19 protein-coding genes and 1 pseudogene are annotated in these 21,553 nt (G+C 50.9%); 6 read left to right on the top strand and 14 right to left on the bottom strand.

Annotation, left to right across the window (positions count from 1 at the left end):
* Window positions 1-43: 43 nt before the first annotated feature.
* From J5067_RS20540 to J5067_RS20530, 3 genes are all read right to left on the bottom strand, one after another.
* A complete protein-coding gene (locus J5067_RS20540) occupies window positions 44-1,267 on the bottom strand; it encodes an aspartate aminotransferase family protein (protein ID WP_264651902.1) in 1,224 nt (407 codons plus the stop codon).
* 124 nt (window positions 1,268-1,391) lie between these two features.
* The gene (locus tag J5067_RS20535) at window positions 1,392-1,967 is read right to left on the bottom strand and encodes an aminodeoxychorismate synthase component II (RefSeq protein ID WP_264628515.1); all 576 of its coding nucleotides are present in this window, start codon (window positions 1,965-1,967) and stop codon (window positions 1,392-1,394) included.
* Window positions 1,968-2,151: 184 nt separating this feature from the next.
* Complete coding sequence (locus J5067_RS20530; protein ID WP_264651901.1) at window positions 2,152-3,333, bottom strand: lytic polysaccharide monooxygenase; 1,182 nt, start codon at window positions 3,331-3,333, stop codon at window positions 2,152-2,154.
* 1,177 nt (window positions 3,334-4,510) lie between these two features.
* On the opposite strand from J5067_RS20530, the gene J5067_RS20525 reads away from it, so the two are divergent.
* On the top strand, window positions 4,511-5,635 hold the full coding sequence (locus J5067_RS20525) for a polysaccharide lyase (RefSeq protein ID WP_264645675.1): 1,125 nt from the start codon (window positions 4,511-4,513) through the stop codon (window positions 5,633-5,635).
* Between the two features lie 883 nt (window positions 5,636-6,518).
* Window positions 6,519-7,310: a lytic polysaccharide monooxygenase auxiliary activity family 9 protein gene (locus tag J5067_RS20520; RefSeq protein ID WP_319802402.1), complete on the top strand. Its 792-nt coding sequence runs from the start codon at window positions 6,519-6,521 to the stop codon at window positions 7,308-7,310.
* Window positions 7,311-7,600: 290 nt separating this feature from the next.
* Here the strand turns inward: J5067_RS20520 and J5067_RS20515 are convergent.
* From J5067_RS20515 to J5067_RS20465, 11 genes and pseudogenes are all read right to left on the bottom strand, one after another.
* Window positions 7,601-7,915 (bottom strand): annotated as a pseudogene (locus J5067_RS20515) (peptidylprolyl isomerase); the annotation flags it as partial.
* A 160-nt stretch (window positions 7,916-8,075) separates the two neighbouring features.
* Window positions 8,076-8,705, bottom strand: a complete 630-nt coding sequence (locus J5067_RS20510) for a lytic polysaccharide monooxygenase (protein WP_264651900.1) — start codon at window positions 8,703-8,705, stop codon at window positions 8,076-8,078.
* 59 nt (window positions 8,706-8,764) lie between these two features.
* Window positions 8,765-9,409: a lytic polysaccharide monooxygenase gene (locus J5067_RS20505; protein WP_264645672.1), complete on the bottom strand. Its 645-nt coding sequence runs from the start codon at window positions 9,407-9,409 to the stop codon at window positions 8,765-8,767.
* A 652-nt stretch (window positions 9,410-10,061) separates the two neighbouring features.
* Window positions 10,062-10,652 carry a peptidylprolyl isomerase A gene (ppiA, locus tag J5067_RS20500; protein ID WP_264645671.1) on the bottom strand — a complete coding sequence of 197 codons (591 nt, stop codon included), beginning with the start codon at window positions 10,650-10,652 and terminating at the stop codon, window positions 10,062-10,064.
* A gap of 216 nt (window positions 10,653-10,868) precedes the next feature.
* On the bottom strand, window positions 10,869-11,645 hold the full coding sequence (locus J5067_RS20495; protein WP_264645731.1) for an ABC transporter ATP-binding protein: 777 nt from the start codon (window positions 11,643-11,645) through the stop codon (window positions 10,869-10,871).
* A gap of 33 nt (window positions 11,646-11,678) precedes the next feature.
* Window positions 11,679-12,557 carry an ABC transporter ATP-binding protein gene (locus J5067_RS20490; protein WP_264645670.1) on the bottom strand — a complete coding sequence of 293 codons (879 nt, stop codon included), beginning with the start codon at window positions 12,555-12,557 and terminating at the stop codon, window positions 11,679-11,681.
* Window positions 12,529-13,434, bottom strand: coding sequence for an ABC transporter permease (locus tag J5067_RS20485; protein WP_264645669.1), 906 nt, complete (start codon window positions 13,432-13,434; stop codon window positions 12,529-12,531). The genes J5067_RS20490 and J5067_RS20485 overlap by 29 nt, the downstream gene beginning before the upstream one ends.
* Window positions 13,431-14,471: an ABC transporter permease gene (locus J5067_RS20480; protein ID WP_264645668.1), complete on the bottom strand. Its 1,041-nt coding sequence runs from the start codon at window positions 14,469-14,471 to the stop codon at window positions 13,431-13,433. The genes J5067_RS20485 and J5067_RS20480 overlap by 4 nt, the downstream gene beginning before the upstream one ends.
* Window positions 14,472-14,584: 113 nt before the next feature.
* Window positions 14,585-16,195: an ABC transporter substrate-binding protein gene (locus tag J5067_RS20475; protein ID WP_264651899.1), complete on the bottom strand. Its 1,611-nt coding sequence runs from the start codon at window positions 16,193-16,195 to the stop codon at window positions 14,585-14,587.
* Between the two features lie 230 nt (window positions 16,196-16,425).
* The gene (locus J5067_RS20470) at window positions 16,426-17,580 is read right to left on the bottom strand and encodes a mandelate racemase family protein (protein ID WP_264651898.1); all 1,155 of its coding nucleotides are present in this window, start codon (window positions 17,578-17,580) and stop codon (window positions 16,426-16,428) included.
* Between the two features lie 268 nt (window positions 17,581-17,848).
* Window positions 17,849-18,049 (bottom strand): hypothetical protein, encoded by a 201-nt coding sequence (locus J5067_RS20465; protein ID WP_264651897.1) that lies wholly within the window; start codon window positions 18,047-18,049, stop codon window positions 17,849-17,851.
* A gap of 270 nt (window positions 18,050-18,319) precedes the next feature.
* On the opposite strand from J5067_RS20465, the gene J5067_RS20460 reads away from it, so the two are divergent.
* From J5067_RS20460 to J5067_RS20445, 4 genes are all read left to right on the top strand, one after another.
* Window positions 18,320-19,036, top strand: a complete 717-nt coding sequence (locus J5067_RS20460; protein WP_319801693.1) for an ABC transporter permease subunit — start codon at window positions 18,320-18,322, stop codon at window positions 19,034-19,036.
* Window positions 19,036-19,764, top strand: a complete 729-nt coding sequence (locus tag J5067_RS20455; protein ID WP_264645663.1) for an ABC transporter permease — start codon at window positions 19,036-19,038, stop codon at window positions 19,762-19,764. The genes J5067_RS20460 and J5067_RS20455 overlap by 1 nt, the downstream gene beginning before the upstream one ends.
* Window positions 19,761-20,525: an ABC transporter ATP-binding protein gene (locus J5067_RS20450; protein ID WP_264645662.1), complete on the top strand. Its 765-nt coding sequence runs from the start codon at window positions 19,761-19,763 to the stop codon at window positions 20,523-20,525. Before J5067_RS20455 ends, J5067_RS20450 begins: the two co-directional genes overlap by 4 nt.
* Before the next feature lie 65 nt (window positions 20,526-20,590).
* Complete coding sequence (locus tag J5067_RS20445; RefSeq protein WP_264645661.1) at window positions 20,591-21,457, top strand: transporter substrate-binding domain-containing protein; 867 nt, start codon at window positions 20,591-20,593, stop codon at window positions 21,455-21,457.
* The last annotated feature ends 96 nt before the right edge of the window (window positions 21,458-21,553 follow it).

Below are 21,553 nucleotides of genomic sequence, written 5' to 3'. Positions count from 1 at the left end.
AAGCACGTTGCGCGCTGCGCAGCGTGCTTTTGACGAGCCAGCACTATTCCGCGTTAACCACCGTTTCAACCGCCCGCGCAAACCGCGCCATGCCCTGATCGATATCTTCCAGATCAATCACCAGCGACGGCACAAAACGAATCACGTTAGGCCCAGCCACTAGCACCATCACGCCCTGCTCCGCCGCTGCGGCAAGGAACTTGCCTGCCTGACCGTGCCATTTCGGCTTCAGTTCTGCACCAATCAGCAGGCCCATACCGCGAATCTGCTCAAAAATACCGTGCTCTTCATTAATCGCCTGAAGAATCGAGACGAAACGCTCGTGGCGCGCTTGTACCCCGGAAAGCACCTGCGGGGTATTGATGGTGTCCAATGCTGCTTCAGCCACCGCACAGGCCAGCGGATTACCGCCGTAGGTGGTGCCGTGCACACCGACGGTCATCACAGAGGCGACCTCTTCGGTGGTCAGCATGGCGCTGATGGGGAAACCGCCGCCCAGCGCTTTCGCCGTGGTGAGAATATCCGGCGTCACGCCATAGTGCATATAGGTAAACAGCTTGCCGGAACGCCCCATGCCGCTTTGCACTTCATCAAACACCAGCAGTGCATGGTGCTGATCGCACAGCTCACGCACGCCTTTAAGGAATTCCGGCGTGGCCGGTGTAATGCCACCTTCGCCCTGAATCGGCTCCAGCACCACGGCGCAGGTGTGGTCATCCATCACCGCTTTCACTGCGGCCAGATCGTTGAACGGCACGTGCACGATATCGGCCGGTTTGGGCCCGAAACCATCGGCGTATTTCGCCTGCCCACCGACAGAAACGGTAAACAACGTACGGCCATGAAACGCATTGTAGAACGCAATGATTTTGGTTTTATACGGGCTGTGGCGTTTAATCGCATAGTGACGAGCCAGCTTGAAGGCCGCTTCGTTGGCTTCCGCACCAGAGTTAACAAAGAACACGCGCTCGGCAAAGGTGGCGTCAATCAGTTTGCTGGCCAGACGCAACGCGGGTTCGTTAGTGAAGATATTGCTGGTGTGCCACAGCGTTTCTCCCTGCTGCTTTAACGCCGCCACCAGCGCCGGGTGGCAATGACCCAATGCTGTTACCGCAATCCCACCGGCAAAGTCGATATACTCGCGCCCCTGCTGATCCCATACGCGGCTACCCTTGCCTTTAACAGGCACAAATTGCGCCGGTGCGTATACGGGTAGAATCACCTTGTCATGCGTCGCCCGCGTTACCGCCTTTGAATCTGTTGTCATTTGCTTTCGTCCACACCGCTTAAAGTGAAAATATAATCACCAAATATGCATAAAAAATCAATACGCAGGATTATAAAATAGCGCGTTATGACAGTCCGTTTTATCGCAGCGCATGCTGATAACCTCAGGTATTAAGGAAGTTCTGCAACAGTTGATGCCCTTGCTCGCTCAGAATGCTTTCAGGATGAAACTGCACCCCTTCTAACGGCAAGGTGCGATGGCGTATTCCCATGATTTCATCACGCTCACCTTCACGCTCCGTCCAGGCCGTGACGTCAAACTCGGCGGGCAGAGAGGCGGGGTCGATCACCAGAGAGTGGTAGCGCGTCACGGTTAATGGCATTGCCAGCCCGCTAAAAACGCCGTTCCCGGTGTGCTGTATCAAGGACGTTTTGCCATGCATCACCTGACGTGCCCGCACCACGCGCGCACCAAATGCCTGCCCCAGCGCCTGATGGCCGAGACACACGCCAAGAATGGGCAACTTGCCAGCAAAATGGCGAATCGCCGCCAGAGAAATGCCTGCGTCATCCGGCGTGCAGGGACCGGGGGAGATCACCAGATGTGTCGGTGCCAGCGTTTCGATATCCGCTAGCGTCAGGACGTCGTTGCGTTTAACCAGCACCTTGGCACCCAGCTCACAAAAGTACTGGTAGAGGTTGTAGGTGAAAGAGTCGTAGTTGTCGATGAGTAGTAGCATGCGGGACGCGTCTTAAGATAGAGAGATAGGCGGTAGGCTACTGTGATTGTGTGAGGTTAGGCAATGGATAACTGACTCACCTGAATCATCACCGAACAAAGTGACAGGTGCTTGCCGCACCACAAGTCAAAATACCGGGCAACAGGTTGCCCGGTATTAATGTGTTCTGATTAGAAACCTGCCGCTATATCAGCCTCCACAGAGTGCGAGCCTGCGCCGGATTCCATGCGGGTGAGTCTGCTCGGTGCCCTTGTATACATTGATAGTTCAGGCCTTGAAACGTCACTCGGTCTCCCACTTCATACCGTGTACCCAACTGCCATTGGGGATAACCTCCCGGCGGCGGCGGCGGCGGTGGCGGCGGATCAATAGGACCACCACCACCTCCTCCGCCACCGCCGCCACCGCCAAAATCAACATCCAGTGCGCCATAAAAACCGGCCCCAGAGTCCGCGACCAGCCATACCGCTAAAATAATATGATGGCCCGTTCTGGGCGCTGATGGGATCATAATAGCTTGATTACCCATTGGCCCCATTGATTGTAGCGATTCATTCCAAAAATATCGGTTTGTGTGGAAATTACTTTCAAACGGTGCCGGTTCAAAATCTGCACGCGTTGGCCGATGATTTCTATTCCAGGTAGGGCGGGTAATGAAATAGCGATAACCGCGTGTTCTGTGAAGCACCGTGTGGTTCCAATTGATCGGAATCAGTTGGCCTGGCCGTACAGGGAATTTTGGCCACACAGCGCCACGCGCGGTGAGTAATTCGCTATCAGAAAGGTTCACAATATCACGGGCATCGGTACGACCACCGCTCAGAATAACGCCATCCGGGAGAGTTAATGGTATTGGGGGAGCGACCCGTGTTTCGTCAGGAAAAGGCCCAGCCTCCCCAGGAAACCAAAGGAGATTACTGCTGTGAGTACCATTATTAAACGCCGGGAAATTTTTTTGCCCTTCCATTTCCGTTGCTTGGTGGTTACTAATCCATCCCCTGGAGCGCGCATAATGGGCTCGGGAACGAGGCGTTACGACATATCCATGAAACGGCGCAATACCATCGGGATCATGATGGCAACCACATTCCTCTGGTTCACCGTAAGTTTCAGGTTGTGGATACTCACTACAGGGGTTATCGGGGATACAGGGGTTGTAGGGTGGCGGGTACTGGCCGCAAGGATTGTAAGGTGGTGGCGGTGGATCCTCCACACAGGGATAGTAAGGTGGCAGTGATGGATGGTCACCACAGTGTTCGACAGGTGGTAAAGGAAACTCACCACAGTGATCAACCGGAGGCACGATATGTTTATCACCATGTTCGTCGGGTTGATCATGATAATGCTCGTCATCATGTTTAGCCATTATTCACCTCTCATTATTTATAAAATAACGATATATTGACAAATAAAATTCGCTCAACGCTATAGTTGACCATAGCGATGCATGTGTTTTATTCGTATCATTACTCAGTTAAATTCAAACCAAATAAATAAAATAGAAAACTCGAAAGCATACTGAGAGCAGGGCGAAAAGAACAAAAGCGCGCCTCTCAAATATAATTCGAGATCAAATCATTCAGTTAAGAATTAACCTTCATGGAAAATAGATAACACAATCAATAAGACCTCCTTTTTCCTACAGAAAAATGGTTACACAGAAAGTATAAAAAAGGTTAATAAATTCACTCTGGTGGGGTTAAAAACGCAAAGCGGGACAAGTGTTCAGACAAGTACCCATTACACAAACGCTAGGCGTTGATAATGATTGACTGCCTAACGATTAGTATCTTTAATAAAAATTAGAAGAAAAGCACAATAATGATATTAGCTCATTTTCTTTAAAAAAATCACTTTTCTTTTTGGCATTGTAAGTCTGAGAATGAATACAATAATCCAAACCATGAAATCACCCATAAGCAATTGTTTTATATGGATGGAAAAAGTAACTAATTCCCTGTCAGCAAAATCTTAAAGAGAAATAATTTATTTAAAAAAATAACATGCGATTTTTATCCCCAAAGAAAACAGTTGGTTAATAATTAAATTTAAAAATGGATTTTTTAACCAAAGATCACTTAACAATATAGTTAATGATCGCGCTAATTATTAATGTTCTATACCTCTATTCATAACATCCATTAACGTACATTAAAGTGTGACACACATTAAATTTTTAGAATTAAAATCGCAGAGATACTGATAAAAACCAGTCGAGCATCACACCAATCGTCGAATTAAAAAAACCATTGCCATTTTGCCAGAAAACCAACACGTCATAAGAAAAAACAACACCATGAATCATAATAACTTTTTATGTTTCATGGAAATAGAAACACCCCGTAAAAACAATTAAAATAATAATCAATCATTCCACCCTCAATAATTACCTTTTATTTGTTTTTTTCACATTTTTTGCTTAAATGACACCGCAACACAGTAAAAGCGCTTTTCATTTTTATTGAAACAAGAATAACCCCTACCATCGGCATAGCAAACCGTATGCCGGCGCAAAACCATAACTCCCTCAGGAGATGACAGGAATGAAACACGTTTTACTTTCACTGACCGCAGGGCTGCTGACGTTAACCGTACAAGGCGCGTTTGCCGCGAATACCGGCGGCTATGCGACTACCGACGGTGGCGATATCTCTGGTGCCGTCAAAAAAACCGCCCATTCCATGCAGGATATTATTGATATCATCGAAGCTGCCCGCGTGGACAGCAGCGGCAAAAAAGTGAAAACCGGCGCGTATCCGCTGGTCATTACCTATGACGGCAACGAAGATAAACTGATCAACGCCGCCGCTGCCGATGTTTGTAGCCAATGGAGCAAACCCGCGCGTGGGGTTGAAATCAAGGAGTTCACCAAAGGGATAACGATCCTCGGCACCAATGGCTCCTCGGCCAATTTTGGTATCTGGTTAGTGAAATCTTCCGATGTAGTGATTCGTAATATGCGTTTCGGCTACATGCCGGGCGGTGCAAGTGACGGCGATGCCATCCGCGTTGATAACACGCCGAACGTCTGGGTTGACCATAACGAGATCTACGCCAAGAACTATGAGTGCCCCGGCACACCGGATGGCGATACCACGTTTGAATCCGCAGTCGATATCAAGAAAGCATCGACCAACGTGACGGTTTCCTATAACTACATTCACGGTATCAAAAAAGTGGGATTAAGCGGCTCGAGCAGCAGCGATACGGGCCGTAACCTGACATACCACCACAACGTCTACAGCGATGTGAACGCCCGCTTGCCATTACAGCGTGGGGGGCAAGTGCACGCCTATAACAACCTTTATTCCGGTATTACCAGTTCAGGAATAAATGTGCGCCAGAAAGGGCTGGCACTGATCGAACGCAACTGGTTCGAAAATGCCGTTAACCCCGTGACATCGCGCTATGACGGCTCTAACTTTGGTACCTGGGTTCTGCGTGATAACAATGTCACCAGCGCTGCTCAAAACGCCACGTATAACATCACCTGGACCAGCGATTCCAAAGCTTACGTTAACGCTGAGGATTGGACCTCTACCGGCACTTTCCCGTCGCTGCCTTACAGCTATTCACCGGTCAGTGCCCAGTGCGTGAAAGCGAAGCTGGCCCAATTCGCGGGTCAGGGCAAAGGTCTGGCGGTGCTGACAACGGCGTCCTGTAACTAACGACCAAACAACATCAAGGCCACATGGCGTGGCCTTGATGTCTACTGTTATCGCTATTTTAAGAACCAAAATTCACATCCAATACCTGATAGCGTCTGCTTTATCAGAAACTATCCATACCCCCAATATGACCTTATAACCCGTGCGCTGTGGCACCACGCAGTCGGTACTCGTATTTTCTACCGGAATAGAGTTCACACTGAAGGGTTCTGGCGCGAGTGATATGCGTTTGCGTCAGCGTCCACGTAAACACCCTGGCCGGTATCGCTACTGCTTGAGCCGCTCACGATGAACGTGGTTCAAATTAGAACATATCAATGCAAGTCACTTTTAATATACATATCCAAAATGTAAGAAAAATCATGCACAGAATATAATAATTAATCCTCGATTATTTTTGTTGCTAAGTGTTTTATTTTTGTTCATCGCTTCGTTTTATACATACAATACACCATTGTTTTTATTGATGATATTTTTTGATCGGTTATCATATGAGCCTTTAGGATTTTGATGACAAAAAACGAAATTTAAATATTATTTTCTTCTAAAAACAACTTATTATGATGATGATTTATTAACACATAGACACCACTATTAAAATATTTACGTCGTTATCACAAAAAGATTATGACTCTTTTTTATAATTCGACTAACATCATCATTGTGTTTTGTCGTTGTGACTTTACGATAATATTAATCATCAGCCAGCTAATTATTAGCATTGCGTTACGATTATATGATGACGCATCTACTCCTTTCACTTCATTTTTATTTATTCACCAGAAAAAAATCTACAACATACTTTTTCTTTTGATTTTTTCAAAAGAAAAGAATGATTAGAGATTTTTTCTAATCTATTTTCAGATGTCATTATTTATTCATAATGAGGGTATTCGTCATGACTAAGCCTGCTAATTACGACCCGCAGTGTAATGAGCCCCAGCCCGATCCTTGTAATGAGTATCACCCTGAGCCTTGTCCACCTAAACCTTGTCCACCTAGACCGGAACACGATAATTGCTGCTGTGTACCTGAGGATAAATATTACTTTGGCGATCTTTATCATGGTCAGGTGACGAGTCCTATGTCGCGCAGTGCCTTTGCTGCTTCTCGCGGATGGATTGGTGCATGGGAAGCTAATGAAATGGAAGGGGGAAAAAATTTCCCAGACTTCATCGGTGGCCCATTTCAGCCCCTCGGATTTGGTGATGCTTTTTTGACCGACACCCCGAGTGCGGCACCTCCAGCAAATGGCTCTATCGTCAGCGGTGGTCGCACTGGGAATCGAGATATTGTGAATTTTACGGATGCAGAGTTGCAAGCGGCGCGCGGAACAACATGGCCTAGAACCACCGTCACAAGTGGGCAAACCTTCAATGTAAACTGGGTATATACCGCACAGCATAGAACTCGTGGTTATCGATGGTTTCTGACTTATCCGAACTGGAACCCGTCACAACGTCTGAATCGTGGCAGCTTTAATTTAAATGGGATAGTCAATGACTTTACACTATTGGCACCTTTTTGGAATTTCACATTGGCGCAAATGCCCCCACGGGTTAGCCATAGCTTACAATTGCCTCAAAGAACCGGTCACCACGTGCTTCTGCTGATATGGATCGTGGCTGATACGCCAATGGGCTTTTATCAAGCGTTCGACCTCAATTTTGTTTAATCACATATGTTATAACATCTTAAATATTCACGTTAGATAACATACAAAATGAGACAATTATATGATACCGCTGACTGTGATGTATTAGCAGTCGGCGATATCATTCTTGCGCACATCTTATTTTTAAATAAATCCTGACGTAGGACATCCTTAAAAAAACCTATTGATAATAGCATGGAATTGTTTTTTAATTTACCTGTCATTTATTTTTTAGCATCTGCATTTTTCAGTTAAAAACGTAGCCAACCCAATAATAACCAACCTTAGCACCACATTAATGACACACTGTTTATCTCGCCAAAAATCATCAATGCCACATAGCCAAAATCGCGCTGACCGTGATCAAGGAGTGCGTTATCCGCGACGTTAATAAAGAACTGATTGATGGCGCTGTCTTTTTCAGCGGTGCGCGCCATGGCGATGGTGCCACGCACGTTACGTAAACCATTGTCTGCTTCGTTTTTGATCGGCGGGTTAGTGGCTTTTTGCTTCATTTCATCCACAAAGCCGCCGCCCTGAACCATAAAGTCAGGGATCACGCGGTGAAAGGAGGTTCCATTATAGAAGCTGCTGTTAACGTGCTCGATGAAACTTTTCACTGACACCAGCACTTTCCCGTCGCTGCCCAGTGCGTGAAAGCGAAGCTGGCCCAATTCGCGGGTTAGGGTAAAGGTCTGGCGGTGCTGAAAACGACGTCCTGTAACTAACCACTAAACAACATCAAGGCCACATGGCGTGGCCTTGATGTCTACTGTTACCGCTATTTTAAGAACCAAAATTCACATCCAGTACCTGATAGAAAGCATCTGCTTTATCAGAAACTGTCCATACCCCCAATATGACCTGATAACCCGTGCGCTGTGGCACCACGCAGTCGGTACTCATATTCTCCAACGGGGTTGAATCTACCGGAACATAGTTGATACAGAAGGGTTCTAACTCGAAACTGGCACGCGTCAGCGGCGCATTAGGGTTCCAGTTCTGTTTGGTGATAAAGAATTGCCAACTATAGGTGTTATACGGTGCTTTCAGCGTCCAGGTAAACGTATTGTACCCCGCTGTCATCGGTGATTTATACCATCGATTAGCACTTTGAGCATCCAACTGAGAAAACACAGGATTTCCAGCGCTTGCAATTTTTCCGTCCGGAGGACCTTCTGTCGGAAATCCTCTCGGCCCTTCAATATATTGAGATTGAAACTTTGCCGGTCCACAGTTTGCGTTATTAATCCCACCAAGGTCGCCGGTACACAACACCACACGGCTCGGGGGTGATGAAATATATCCACTGTATGGGCTTTCTGGAAGCACAGGCTGTGAATCTAAGGCCAGCTCTTCAGCAACCCCATAGGAACTGGTAAACAGCGTTAATAGCAGCAAGACGATGTGTTTCATTTCTTACTCCAGATTATATAGTAAGCATTTTTAGCCTATAGCATCATGACTGATAACCATCAGAACTGAGCATCAATCACTTGATAGAAGGCATTTGGGGTATCTCCCACTGTCCATACCGCCAGCAGTACCTGATATCCGGTACGCGCCGGTATGGTACAATTCATAGAGAACGACATTGGCGGCCGAGGATAGGGCGGTGAGAATATTTGCTGGCAGATAGGCGACAGATTAAAACTGGCACGCGTTAAAGGTGCATTGGGGTTCCAGTTCTGCTGTGTGATAAAGACCTGCCAGGCGCGTGTAATATGCGTTTGCGTCAGTGTCCAGGTAAATGTCCTGTTTCCCGCTTGCATCGGAACGCGTACCCAGCGAGTAGCTGTTTGCTGATTCATCTCAGGAAATCTGGCGTTTCCTCCGCTGGCGATTTGACCATCAGGGGGACCGCCGCTAGGAAACCCTTGTGGTCCTTCAATCGATTGCGGCTCCCATTGAACAGCACCACAACCCGTATTGTGTTGTGGTGCTGGAATAGCCGTACGGCATAAGGTGGCTCGACTTGCTGGCGAACTGACAAAGCCATGTGCTGGGACAATTTCAACAGGAGGTTGCGGCGGATTATGATCAACAGTGATATTTTCTGCTTCAGCCATTACTTGAGCACAACCAAGTAGCATACTTAGCAGAAGTAGGAATTTTTTCATTTCTTACTCCATTGTCATCATGATAAATAGCGGAATGAGAATAAGTGTGTAGCCATAGGTAAAAAACAATACGTTATGGCCTGTTTTACTGCTCCATAAATGAATGACATCAATAATATTCCAAACACAAAACCTGTCGTTATTTAAAAAACCAATGAGCTATCGCCCATTAATTTAAAGAAATTAATAGAACCTCAACATACAGAAAAGCCATTTTATAATACAAAAATCACTCACCAAAAAAAGCATCAAAAACATATGAAGCAATAATATTAGCTGACGAATAATAAGATTTTTTTGGTAAAGAGAGACAATAGCCACATCGCAGACTAATTATAATTAGTCAACCAATAGTGGGGCATTGATTCAGGAGTCATTATCTTGATTAAGCATAACTGATATTTTTAAATTGTACACATTATATAAAATAAGTCATAACGTCATGATTATTATTTAATAACACCATTAATATGCATTCATCCTCCCTGTACTATTTTTCCTAATCCACACGAAAAAAAGCATGGGAATAATTAGCCAAACCAATAATAACCAACCATAGCATCATATTAATAACACACCGTATATATCACCAGAAACCATCAAGGCCACACAATGTGGCCTTGATATATAACCCAGAAATTCTCAGCAACGTTTACGGCAGCACTTTGGCCGATTTAATCACGATCGGTTTGCTTGGCACATTCTGGTAAGGGCCGACATTGCTGGTTTGTACCTGAGAGATTTTGTCGGCAACATCCATCCCTTTCACCACTTTACCAAATACCGCATAGCCAAAATCGCGCTGACCGTGATCGAGGAACGCGTTATCCGCGATGTTAATAAAGAACTGACTGGTAGCGCTGTCTTTTTCAGCGGTGCGCGCCATGGCAATGGTGCCACGCACGTTACGTAAACCGTTGTCCGCTTCGTTTTTGATCGGCGGGTTAGTGGCTTTTTGCTTCATTTCATCCACAAAGCCGCCGCCCTGAACCATAAAGCCTGGGATCACGCGGTGAAAGGTGGTGCCGTTGTAGAAGCCGCTGTTAACGTACTCGACGAAATTTTTCACTGACACCGGCGCTTTCTGGTTATCCAGCGCTAACTCAATGTTGCCTTCAGACGTGGTGAGTAAAACGCGCGTTGTGGCGGTAGGGGCGGCGATCGCCGATGACACCATGACCGAAGATGAAAACATTGTCAGTGAAACCAGGGCTGCTGCCGCAACCAGAGTACGTTTGAACATGAGAATTCCTTTTTGATCGGGGGCTACAAGAAAGCGTAACGATTGTAAATACCCGCACTCCTTAACGCTACCCTTTTACTTTTTTTTACTTACGGATATGCCACAACGTTACGGCCATTAGGTATAGCATACCAGTGTAGTATCGGCGACGATCGTAAAAAAAGACGGGTAAATTACCCGTCTTGTCAGCACATCATGCGGTTTTTACCCGAACTGTTAGCCCATTCGCTCCGAACGCACGGCCAAATCGCGGCTGTACTGTCGGCTGGCATCCACCAGCATGGTGGTATAGGCCGTTTTCTCCGTCGAACGCGTCAGCTCTGCCGTGTCCAGCGTTTCCAGAATACGGCCATACTGCATCACCGCCACGCGGTGGCATAAATGAGCAATCACCCCCAGATCGTGCGTTACCATCAGGTAGGTCAGGTTGTCCTGCTGTTGCAGTTCAGCCAGCAGATTGAGGATTTCTGCCTGCACCGACACGTCCAGCGCCGAAGTCGGTTCATCCAACAACAGGACTCGCGGCTCGAGAATCAGCGCGCGAGCGATAGCAACGCGTTGGCGCTGCCCGCCGGAGAGTTGGTGCGGGTAGCGGCGACGAAACTGCGGTCCCAGCCCCACTTTATCTAACAAAGCGTTAATGCGCCGATCGCGCTGTTCAAAGCGGTGGATCAGCAACGGCTCCTCCAAAATGGTCTCAACCGTGTGGCGTGGGTGCAGCGATCCGTAGGGATCCTGAAACACCATCTGCACCTGACGACAGCGAGCCCTATCGATACGGTGCGCCAGCGGTTGGCCATCAATGCACAGCTCGCCCTGCCAGTGGTTGAACAGCCCTGCCAGACATTTCAGCACCGTGGTTTTGCCCGAGCCGGATTCCCCCACCAAACCAAAGATCTCCCCACTGCGCACCGCCAAATTGACATCAAACAGCACCTGATTGTGCTGGCTACCCTGACCAAAGGAGAGGTTGAGGTTTTTCACCTCGATCATCGCCGCGCTATTTTGTGTGCTCATAGTCACTCCTTATTCACCCAGCCAGGCAGGATCGCGCTGCATGACCGGCAGACGCACGCGAGGATGATCGATGTCCGGCAACGCATTGAGCAGCCCACGCGTGTAGGGGTGCTGCGCGTTATCGAGATCGCACGCCGCGATGGATTCCACGACGCGTCCGGCGTACATCACCAGCACCCGGTCGCAGAAGCTGCGCACCAGATTGATATCGTGGCTGATAAAGATCAGCCCCAATCCGCGCTCCGACACCAAATCATCCAGCATCGAGAGCACCTGCAAACGCACCGACACATCAAGCGCCGAAGTCGGCTCGTCGGCGATAACGATCTCTGGCTCAGTGATCAACATCATGGCGATCATGATGCGCTGCCCCTGCCCGCCGGAGACTTCGTGCGGATAGAGCGCGTACACGCGCTCCGGCTGGCGAATGCGCACCACATCCAGCATCGCCATGACTTTCTCTTTCGCCACGCGCGCTGGCACCTTGTGGTGCGCCAGATAGGCTTCCGCGATCTGATCGCCGACACACACCACCGGATTCAGCGAATATTTCGGATCCTGCATGATCATGGAAATGCGCTTACCGCGGATCTGGCGCATCTGCGCTTCAGACACATTAAGCAAATCAGTCTGACCGAAGCGCAGCCTATCGGCCGTCACCCGTGCGCTGCGCGGGTGCAGATGCAGCAGCGCGCGTCCAACCGTTGATTTGCCCGAGCCGGATTCGCCGACAATCGCCAGCTTCTCGCAGCCGAGGTTAAACGAGACGCCGCGCACGGCATCCGTCACTGCGCCGTGGTTAACAAAGCTCACCTTGAGGTTTTCCACCTCCAGCAGCGGCGCGCCCTGAGTTGCACCTTTATTCGGTGCGGGGATCGAGGATGTCACGTAGGCCGTCTCCGAGAAAGTTGAACGCCAGGCTGTTCATCAGAATAGCCAACCCAGGAATGGTGACTAACCACCAGCACTCCATCATGTAGCGACGACCGGCAGAGATCATGGCTCCCCATTCTGGATCGGGCGGCTGTGCGCCCAACCCCAGGAAGCCAAGCCCGGCAGCCGTCAGGATGATGCCCGCCATGTTCATGGTGATACGGATAATCACCGAAGGCAGACACAGCGGCACAATGTGATGCACCAAAATACGCAGCGACGATGCGCCTTGCAGTTTCACCGCAGAAACGAAATCTGCCTGACGTAGCGACAGCGTTTCAGCACGCGCCAGACGCGCAATGGGCGGCCAGGCGGTGAGGGTAATGGCAATCACCACGTGCTCCAATCCCGGCCCCAAAGCGGCAACAAACGCCAGCGCCAGCACCAAACTGGGGAAGGAGATAAAGATATCGGTGATGCGCATCAGGATGGTATCGACAATGCCGCCGTAGTAGCCCGCCACCACGCCGAGCATCAAGCCGATCGGGCCGACAGTGACCGACACCAGCGCCACAATGTACAGCGTAATACGCGAGCCATACACCAGACGGCTGTACACATCGCGCCCGAACTCATCGGTACCAAACCAATGGGCGGCCCCCGGCGCTTGCAGGGCATTTTCCAGGTCTTGTACTAAGGGATCGTGCGTTGCCAGCCAGGGGGCAAAAATCGCAATCACAATCAGCGACAGCACAATCAGCGAGCCAATGGCCGTCAGTGGGTTTTTCGCCAGCAGGCGCAGGAAATTGAACAGCCGCGCGCCACGTACTCGAATTCGCCCATTTTTGGCGTCCGGCGAGGAGCCGATTACCGGTTCAGAAGACATACTCATACGCGGGTCCTCGGATCGAAGATTTGATACAACATGTCGGAGAGCAGGTTAAGGGTGACGAAAATCAGCCCGACCAGCAGCACGCAGCCCATCACCGCATTCATATCCCCCAGCAGCAGGCTGCCCGTCAGATAGGAACCAAAGCCCGGCCAGGAGAACACGGTTTCAATCAACACCGCTCCCTCCAGCAGTGAGCCATACGCCAGCGCCACTACTGTCAGCAGTTGCACCAGAATGTTGCGAAACGCATGCGCCCAAATCACCCGAAACTCAGACAACCCTTTGACCCGTGCGGTGATGATGTACTCTTGCGACAGTTGCGCCAGCATAAAGCTGCGCGTCATACGACTGATATAGGCCAGCGAGTGGAAGCCAAGAATGGTGGCGGGCAACACCAGGTGGTTCAGCGCACTGAAGAACACCGCCCACTCGCGCGCCAGCAGGGAATCCACCAGCAGTAAGCCGGTACGGTTCTCCACCATGCCATCCCACGCCATATCCACGCGTCCTGCGCCTCCGACCCAGTTGAGCCAGGCGTAAAACACCAACAGCCCCATCATGCCGACCCAGAAAATCGGCGTGGAGTAACCCGCCAGACTAATAAAACGCACGATATAGTCCGCCAGCTTGCCGCGCCGCGCCGCCGCCATCACACCGAGCGGTACGCCCAGACCGGCACCGACGATAATCGCCATTGTTGCCAGCTCTATCGTTGCAGGGAACACGCGGATGATGTCATCCACCACCGGGCGACCGGTGAGCATCGCGTTGCCCAAATCGCCGTGCAGCAGTGAATTGAAGTAGATACCGAATTGAACATACAGCGGCTTATCCAGGCCTAACTGCTGATAGACCTGCTGATAGGTACTTTGGTCAGCATCCTGACCGACAATTGCCAATACCGGATCGATCGGCATTACCCGACCGATAATGAAGGTCAGAATCAACAACCCAAACAGCGTGAAGGCAACCTGTAACAGCCGCTTGGCTACGCGATAGGGTAACGCCCCCGGTTTGAGCCAATCAGAGAAAACCATGTTCTTTCTCCCCGTCCGACACCCGCGCCGCGCTCTTCAGCGCCGCTGATGCCGTGACTTACCTCGTAGGATGACGGCGTGAGGGGAAATACCCCCCACGCTTTACTCAAACTTCAGCGTTGCTTGTGCACCAGATACAAGCGGGTGGTCGATGACGGATGTGACACAAAGTCTATAACATCTTTGCGTTGTACCACGGAGTCGACCATCTGCGAGACCGGAATGATGGCAGGATAAAGCGCCTCATAGCGGTCCTGTATCTCGGCATAGCGCTGCTTCTGCTTGGTAGGATCTTTTTCCAGCAGCGCCTGATCGATCATCTCGTTCAATTGCGCGTCGTAGAAAGACGTTCTCCACCCTTGGAAGTTGGTGAGTTTGGCTTCATCGCTGTTATCCGGGTTGTACACCACGGAGCGCAGGCTGGAGTGCGGATGGGGATCGACCCCGCCGCCGCCACGCCCGACCAGCATGTCGAATTTACGATCGCGCATCGCGCCGTAAACCTGATTGCCGGTGCCGGAAATGATCTTGGCGCGAATACCGGCCTGGGCCAGCGTTGATTGCACCGAGGTCGCCAGATTAAGGAAAGGCTGATCGGACAGCACCCGCAGCGTGGTTTCAAAGCCGTTCGGATAGCCCGCTTCCGCCAGCAGCGCCTTGGCCTTCGGCACGTCCAGCTTGTAACCGGGGTTAGGCAGCGTGGCATCCATTCCTGCCTGAATCGGGCGCTGATGATAGAAGCCGTAGCCTGGCATCACAGTCTTGTTGAGGCCGTCGTAATCGATGAGGTAGCGCACCGCTTCACGCACTTTTGGCTTGGCGAACTCGTCGTTCTTCAGGCTCATGGCAACGTAATAGAGCGTGCCTTTCTTCACCTCTTCGACTTTCACCTCCGGGTTGGCTTTCAGGGCATTGATGTCCGGCACCGACATACCGGTTGCTACATCGATATCGCCCTTTTCGATCATCAGACGCAGCGCCTGAGATTCGGTCATATGACGGAAGATCACCCGGCGCATTTTGGCATCACCGCGCCAGTAACCGTCGGCACGGTTAACGCGCAGCACGTCTTTTGCCTGCCACACGTCCAGCTTGAACGGACCGGAACCGGCTTCGTTGGTGGTCAACCAACCGTTACCCCAGTCACCGTTTTTCTCATGCTTCATCACGGTTTTACTGTCCAGTACCGATCCGCTGCCGAGCGTGGCAAGGGAATAGATCACCAGTTTGGGATCGTTCGGTTTAGGCAGTTCGATCTCTACCGTTTTGTCATCTTTGGCGCGGATCAGCTTTTCGACATTCTCCGCCGTAAAGCCGTAGGATTTCCAGGTGGTGGCCTGCGCCATGTTGAGGGTCAGCAACCGTTTCATCGACCAGGAAAAATCATGGGCAGTGACCGGATTGCCGGAGTGGAATTTGGCGTTATCCACCAAATGGAAGGTAATCAGGTTGTTGTCTGGACTGATCTCCCAGCTTTTCGCCAGCGAGGGCAGCACGCGGCTGAGGTTTTCAGGATCGAGCTCGACCAGCGAGTCGTAAAGGTTAACGATAATGCCGACCACCTCGTTGCCCGTCATGGCGGCCGGATCGAGAGACAGCATGTTATTCATGTTCATCCCGACGATCAGTTGATCGTCGGGCGTTTTTGCAGACAGTAAGGCCGGTGTTGCGGCCATACAGAAACAGCTCAGTAGCAGGGTACGGATTATTGCTCGTGCTTTCATTTAGCTTCTCCAGGTGTGAAGAATGGAAGACGAAACGTTTTTCCCCGTTATATTTCGAGCTGTATCTGCGTTGGCTGCGCTCATTCACCCGAATCACTTACTTATGTAAGCTCATCGGGATTCATTCACTTGCCACCTTGCTACAACTCGAACTATCTAGGGGCTATTTGTAAGGGCTCTTTCTTTCAGCACTGCTTTGTTATTACTGCTATTTATTATTATTACTGCGGTTATTCTTTACTCAGCGTATGCTCCTCGATCCAATCAAAGTTGATGTCCTCACCCAGGCCCGGACGCTGTGGCAGGTGAACAAAGCCGTCGTCATCCATCGGGTCGATGATGCTGTTGAGGTAAGCGGCGGGCTCTTCATAGTTCATGAAGGGATGCAGCAGGCCGCGTTCATACCAACGGCAGTTTTTGATTGCCCCCACCACGTTAAGATTCGGTGCACCGTTACCGTGGATTTCGCAATCCATACCAAAGGCTTCCGCCAATGCGGCGACCTTCATGGTTGGAGAAAGGCCACCCACGCCCTGCACGCCCGCGCGCAGAATGTCACAGGCACCCTCTTTCACCCAGTCGGCGCGGCTGAAGTATTTGCCTGACAGGCTTTCAGGCCCGATGACGTCGATATCCAGGCTCTTGGTCAGCCAGCTGTAGGAGGCCATGCTCTGCTCTTCCATCGGCTCTTCAAACCAGGTGAAGTTCAGCTTTTGCAATTCACGACCGATGTAGAGCGCGTCGCTGCGGCTGTACCAGTGGTAACCATCCAGCATCAGGCAGACATCCGGACCTACCGCTTCACGCACGGCGGCACAAGCTTTGACGTCCATCTGCGGGCTCGGTGCGAAGGATACCGGCGGCATCCAGGTGTGCAGCTTGATGGCTTTATAGCCGCGTGCCACCAGTTTCTCGGCAAACTGGCCGTACTCTTCCGGCGTCGAGAGGCCGCCTTCCAGCTCATCGCCGCACATGGTGCTGCCGTAAGCGGGTACTTTTTCACGGAAACCACCCAGCAGTTTGTGCACCGGCATATTCAGGAAGCGACCTTGCAGATCCCACAGCGCGGATTCCACGATAGAGATGGCACGGTCGGTCAGTTGGTTGGCGCTGCCGCGCTGCCAATGCACCAGATCCTGCCACAGACGTTCTCTGTCAAACGGGTTCTGACCGATCAGCACCTTGCGAAAGAACGCGTTGATAATATGCGGACGAACCACTTCGGGTGGTGCAAATGCATAGCCCTGATGCCCATCGTCGGTGGTCAGCGTCAAGAGGGCCATCTTGGCCTGATTCTCTTCTCCTGGATGCGAATGTCCCGCACTGTCGGACACGCGACGAGTGGGATACGTAAAAACGGTGACATCAATAGATTCTATTTTCACGCGAATACCTACCTTGAAATTCAATAACATAGAAAAAACAACGACCGGATCGACGGCGAGCGACAAACCCGATTTGTACTATCGCCGCCCAGCCAGTGCGACTGAGACCGCGATCACAAAAGAAATGATGTATTAATTAAATAAAAATATCGTTTTATTATTTGTAATTATTGGTGTTACAACCTGGTGAGTCATTAGGCAATTTCTTTCAAATGCAGAAAATCCGACGCAAATATTTGTGCAAATGCACATAAAGCTGTGAACAACATCACCAACGGTTGGGATTACCCGCACAATGAGCGAGGATAATGCCGCCACTTTTGGTGTGCTGCACAACCGCCAGCAATCCCAATTTGATGATCATGGGTGAGAGGGTAAGCCTGTGCGAGACGTTCAACGGGTTCCATTCAACCTGACAGTCAGACGGTGATACCGCACCAAAACCACACAACGCACCAACACAGTGCATTCAGGCGCACCATGTTGGTGCTGACATGCCTTTTATCACCGCTACCTGCCCCTAAATTGTGAGTCGCCACCAAAACAATAAAATGAAATACTGATTAATAAGCAATTTATATGCATAATTAATCGTTTCAACAATAATAAAAACGTGGCCTGAATATTGCTTTGTATCCTAAGTACTCTGCTCAATGCGAGGGATGCCCAGCCAAGGGCCACCCGCAGCGTTCAGGCCGCGCGCGGAGCTATGCCTGCAAAAAGAAAATCGGAGTAATACGTGGAACAAATGACATTTTGGCAGCTCATCAGTTTTGGTGAGAATGGCTGGGGAAGATTGCTGCTGATGGGGACAGGAATGACCCTGGCATTGGCAGTAGGCGGTTTTTTATTAGGCGCACTCATCGGCACCCTCGGTGCCTGGTCAAAAATAGCGGGCAATCGGCCACTTCGCTTTGTGGCGGAATGCTATACCACGGTAACGCGCGGTATTCCCGATCTGCTGATTATTTTCCTGCTCTACTTTGGCGGTAGCTCTGCACTGACGCTGCTGGCAAGCCTGTTTGGACACAACGGTTTTATCGGTTTTCCCGGTTATATCGCCGGGGTGATTGCCGTCGGCATCGCCTCAGGCGCACAGCAAACCGAAGTATTTCGCGGCGCCTTCTACGCCGTAGCCAAAGGTGAGATAGAGGCCGCCAAAGCCTGCGGCATGCCTACCCTGCTGCGTCTGCGCCGCATTATTGTTCCGCTGCTGCTGCGCCATGCCATTCCTGCGCTCGGCAACGTCTGGCAACTGGTATTGAAAGCTTCGGCGCTGGTGTCAGTTACCGGTGTGGCAGAACTCTTGACCCAGTCACAGACCGGTGCGGGTTCCACGGGCAAACCGTTTGATTTCTACATGGCTGCCGCCATGATTTATCTGGTGATTTCGATTTTTTCCGGCTGGCTGATGCGCCGCGCGGAGGCACACTATTCGCGAGGTGTAAGACGGTAATGGATGTTAATTTCTTCTACGAAACCTTCCTGGAAATTATTCCCGGCGTACCGCTTACACTCCAACTCGCGGTAGGTTCAGTGCTGATCGGCTTCTTTTTAGCCCTGGCGCTGGCCGCGATGCAGCTTTCTGGCAGCCGACTGTTGCAATCAGTCGCACGTCTGTATGTGCTGTTCTTCCGTGGCACACCGTTGCTGGTGCAACTGTTCCTTATCTACTACGGTTTAGGGCAATTCAGTTGGGTGCGTGAAAGCGTCCTGTGGCCGATACTGCGTGAGCCTTACTGGTGTGCGCTGCTGTCGTTAACGCTTTGTACCGGTGCTTACGCCAGCGAAATCATTCGCGGGGGTTTGCAATCGGTGCCCGCCGGGCAGATCGAAGCGGCACGCGCCTGTGGCATGCCATCCTGGAAAATATTTACCCGCATCGTGTTTCCGCTCGCCATTCGCCAGGCGCTGCCTGCCTACGGCAACGAGTTGATCTCCATGATCAAATCCACCTCGCTGGCGTCCATCATCACGCTGATGGAAATCACCGGCATTGCAGCACGCTTGATTGCGGAAACCTACCGCGCGCTCGAAGTGTTTCTGGTGGCCGGCGCCATCTACCTGCTGATCAATCTGGTGCTCACCCGCTTGCTGGCTTTTGTCGAACACCGTATGACGCCGTATCTGCGCGCACCGCAGTCGCTGGCTGAAGTTAAGAATATGAAAGGAAACCCATCATGAGTACCGCCGCTATCAGCCTGCGCAACATTCACAAGCGTTTCGGCTCACTGGAAGTCCTGAAAGGGATCTCGTTTGAAGCCAGTCAGGGCGAGGTTGTCTCGATTCTGGGTTCCTCCGGCTCGGGCAAATCCACCCTGCTGCGCTGCACCAACCTGCTTGAAATTCCCGATCAGGGCGAGATTATTGTCGGTGGCGAAACCATCGCGATGAAAGCGAATCGCCAAGGGCAAAACCGTCCGGCCAGCCCGAAACAGATCGACCGTATCCGTACCCAGCTCGGCATGGTGTTTCAAAACTTCAATCTGTGGTCGCACAAAACCGTGCTGGAAAACGTGATTGAAGCGCCGATCCACGTGCTCAAACACGCCCCACAGGACGCCAAAGCACATGCAGAGCAACTGCTTGAGAAGGTTGGGCTGGCCGATAAACGTCACTACTACCCTTCCCACCTTTCCGGCGGGCAGCAACAGCGTGCCGCGATTGCGCGTGCGCTGGCCATGTCACCCAAAGTGATGCTGTTTGATGAACCCACGTCGGCGCTGGATCCAGAGTTGGTCGGGGAAGTGCTGCGCGTGATGCGCCAACTGGCCGATGAAGGCATGACCATGCTGGTCGTCACCCATGAAATGGATTTTGCGCGTGAAGTCTCTAACCGCGTGGTGTTCCTGCATCAGGGCGAGATCGAAGAGCAAGGCACGCCGGAACAGATGTTTACCGCCAGCCAGTCCGCCCGTTTCCGTCAGTTTATTGCCAGTTGGTAACAGAACGCTACGCTTATCAACACAATGCTTTAGAACACAACAGACAACCACCAGGAGATACCTCGATGATAAAAACCAAACTCGCTGCCGCTGCCTATGCGCTTTGTCTGGCTGGCGCACTCTCTACGTCATTCAACGCTGCGGCAGAAGCCGGTAAAACCTGGAGCACCGTGCGCATCGCCACTGAAGGCGCTTACCACCCGTACAACTTCACCAAGCCGGACGGTACGTTGGATGGCATGGAAATTGAACTGTACAAGGTGCTGTGCGACAACATGAAAGTAAAATGCGAGATCATGGTGCAGCCGTTTGCCAGCAGCATCCCAGCGCTGAACGCCGGTAAGTTTGATGCCATCATCTCCGGCATGTCCGCCACGCCAAAGCGCCGTGAAGTGATCGATTTCAGCCAGCCTTACACCCAGGCGGGCCAAACCTTTGCCGTGCTGAAATCCAGCCCGCTGGCATCGCTGCCGGATCTGGGCACCCGTTTCTCCCTCAATGAGAAAGATGAAGCCACTGCCATCGCTGAAGTGGAAAAATTGCGCCCGCTGCTGAAAGGCAAAACCATTGGCGTTCAGTCTGCCTCGATCGCCAGCACGCTGCTGGATAAATACTTCAAAGGCATGATGACCGTACGCGAATACAAAACCATGCAAGAGCACGATCTGGATCTCAAAGCCGGTCGCGTCGATCTGGTTATCGGTTCAGCGCCTTACATGAAAAATACCGCTGACAAATCAAACGGCGAAATCCTGATGGCCGGCCCTCAGTTTATCGGCGGCATTTTAGGCAGCGGCTCGTCCATCGGCCTGCGTAAAAGCGATCCTGAGTTGAAAGCCTTGTTTGATAAAGCCATCGATCAGGCTAAAGCAGACGGCACCATCAAGAAGCTGAGTGAAAAATGGTTTGGCATGGACACCACCCCGCTCTGATCGCCCTCTCGCGACCCTAACCTGAACCACGAACGTGGCGTCTGATTGACGCCACGTCTTCTTCATTCCCCACCGCATTCACGGTTATAACCGCAG

Origin of the sequence: Candidatus Symbiopectobacterium sp. NZEC151 (assembly GCF_025962655.1) — a bacterium.
GTDB lineage: Bacteria > Pseudomonadota > Gammaproteobacteria > Enterobacterales > Enterobacteriaceae > Symbiopectobacterium.
Note: the sequence above shows the minus strand (reverse complement) of the source record. Positions and strands in the feature narration are given on the sequence as shown.

Excerpts from the sequence above, each read along its gene's own strand:
- J5067_RS20540 (WP_264651902.1), bottom strand. The coding sequence starts at position 1,267 with ATGACAACAGATTCAAAGGCGGTAACGCGGGCGACGCATGACAAGGTG.
- J5067_RS20535 (WP_264628515.1), bottom strand. The coding sequence starts at position 1,967 with ATGCTACTACTCATCGACAACTACGACTCTTTCACCTACAACCTCTAC.
- J5067_RS20530 (WP_264651901.1), bottom strand. The coding sequence starts at position 3,333 with ATGGCTAAACATGATGACGAGCATTATCATGATCAACCCGACGAACAT.
- J5067_RS20525 (WP_264645675.1), top strand. The coding sequence starts at position 4,511 with ATGAAACACGTTTTACTTTCACTGACCGCAGGGCTGCTGACGTTAACC.
- J5067_RS20520 (WP_319802402.1), top strand. The coding sequence starts at position 6,519 with ATGAGGGTATTCGTCATGACTAAGCCTGCTAATTACGACCCGCAGTGT.
- J5067_RS20510 (WP_264651900.1), bottom strand. The coding sequence starts at position 8,705 with ATGAAACACATCGTCTTGCTGCTATTAACGCTGTTTACCAGTTCCTAT.
- J5067_RS20505 (WP_264645672.1), bottom strand. The coding sequence starts at position 9,409 with ATGAAAAAATTCCTACTTCTGCTAAGTATGCTACTTGGTTGTGCTCAA.
- ppiA (WP_264645671.1), bottom strand. The coding sequence starts at position 10,652 with ATGTTCAAACGTACTCTGGTTGCGGCAGCAGCCCTGGTTTCACTGACA.
- J5067_RS20495 (WP_264645731.1), bottom strand. The coding sequence starts at position 11,645 with ATGATCGAGGTGAAAAACCTCAACCTCTCCTTTGGTCAGGGTAGCCAG.
- J5067_RS20485 (WP_264645669.1), bottom strand. The coding sequence starts at position 13,434 with ATGAGTATGTCTTCTGAACCGGTAATCGGCTCCTCGCCGGACGCCAAA.
- J5067_RS20480 (WP_264645668.1), bottom strand. The coding sequence starts at position 14,471 with ATGGTTTTCTCTGATTGGCTCAAACCGGGGGCGTTACCCTATCGCGTA.
- J5067_RS20475 (WP_264651899.1), bottom strand. The coding sequence starts at position 16,195 with ATGAAAGCACGAGCAATAATCCGTACCCTGCTACTGAGCTGTTTCTGT.
- J5067_RS20465 (WP_264651897.1), bottom strand. The coding sequence starts at position 18,049 with ATGCACTGTGTTGGTGCGTTGTGTGGTTTTGGTGCGGTATCACCGTCT.
- J5067_RS20455 (WP_264645663.1), top strand. The coding sequence starts at position 19,036 with ATGGATGTTAATTTCTTCTACGAAACCTTCCTGGAAATTATTCCCGGC.
- J5067_RS20450 (WP_264645662.1), top strand. The coding sequence starts at position 19,761 with ATGAGTACCGCCGCTATCAGCCTGCGCAACATTCACAAGCGTTTCGGC.
- J5067_RS20445 (WP_264645661.1), top strand. The coding sequence starts at position 20,591 with ATGATAAAAACCAAACTCGCTGCCGCTGCCTATGCGCTTTGTCTGGCT.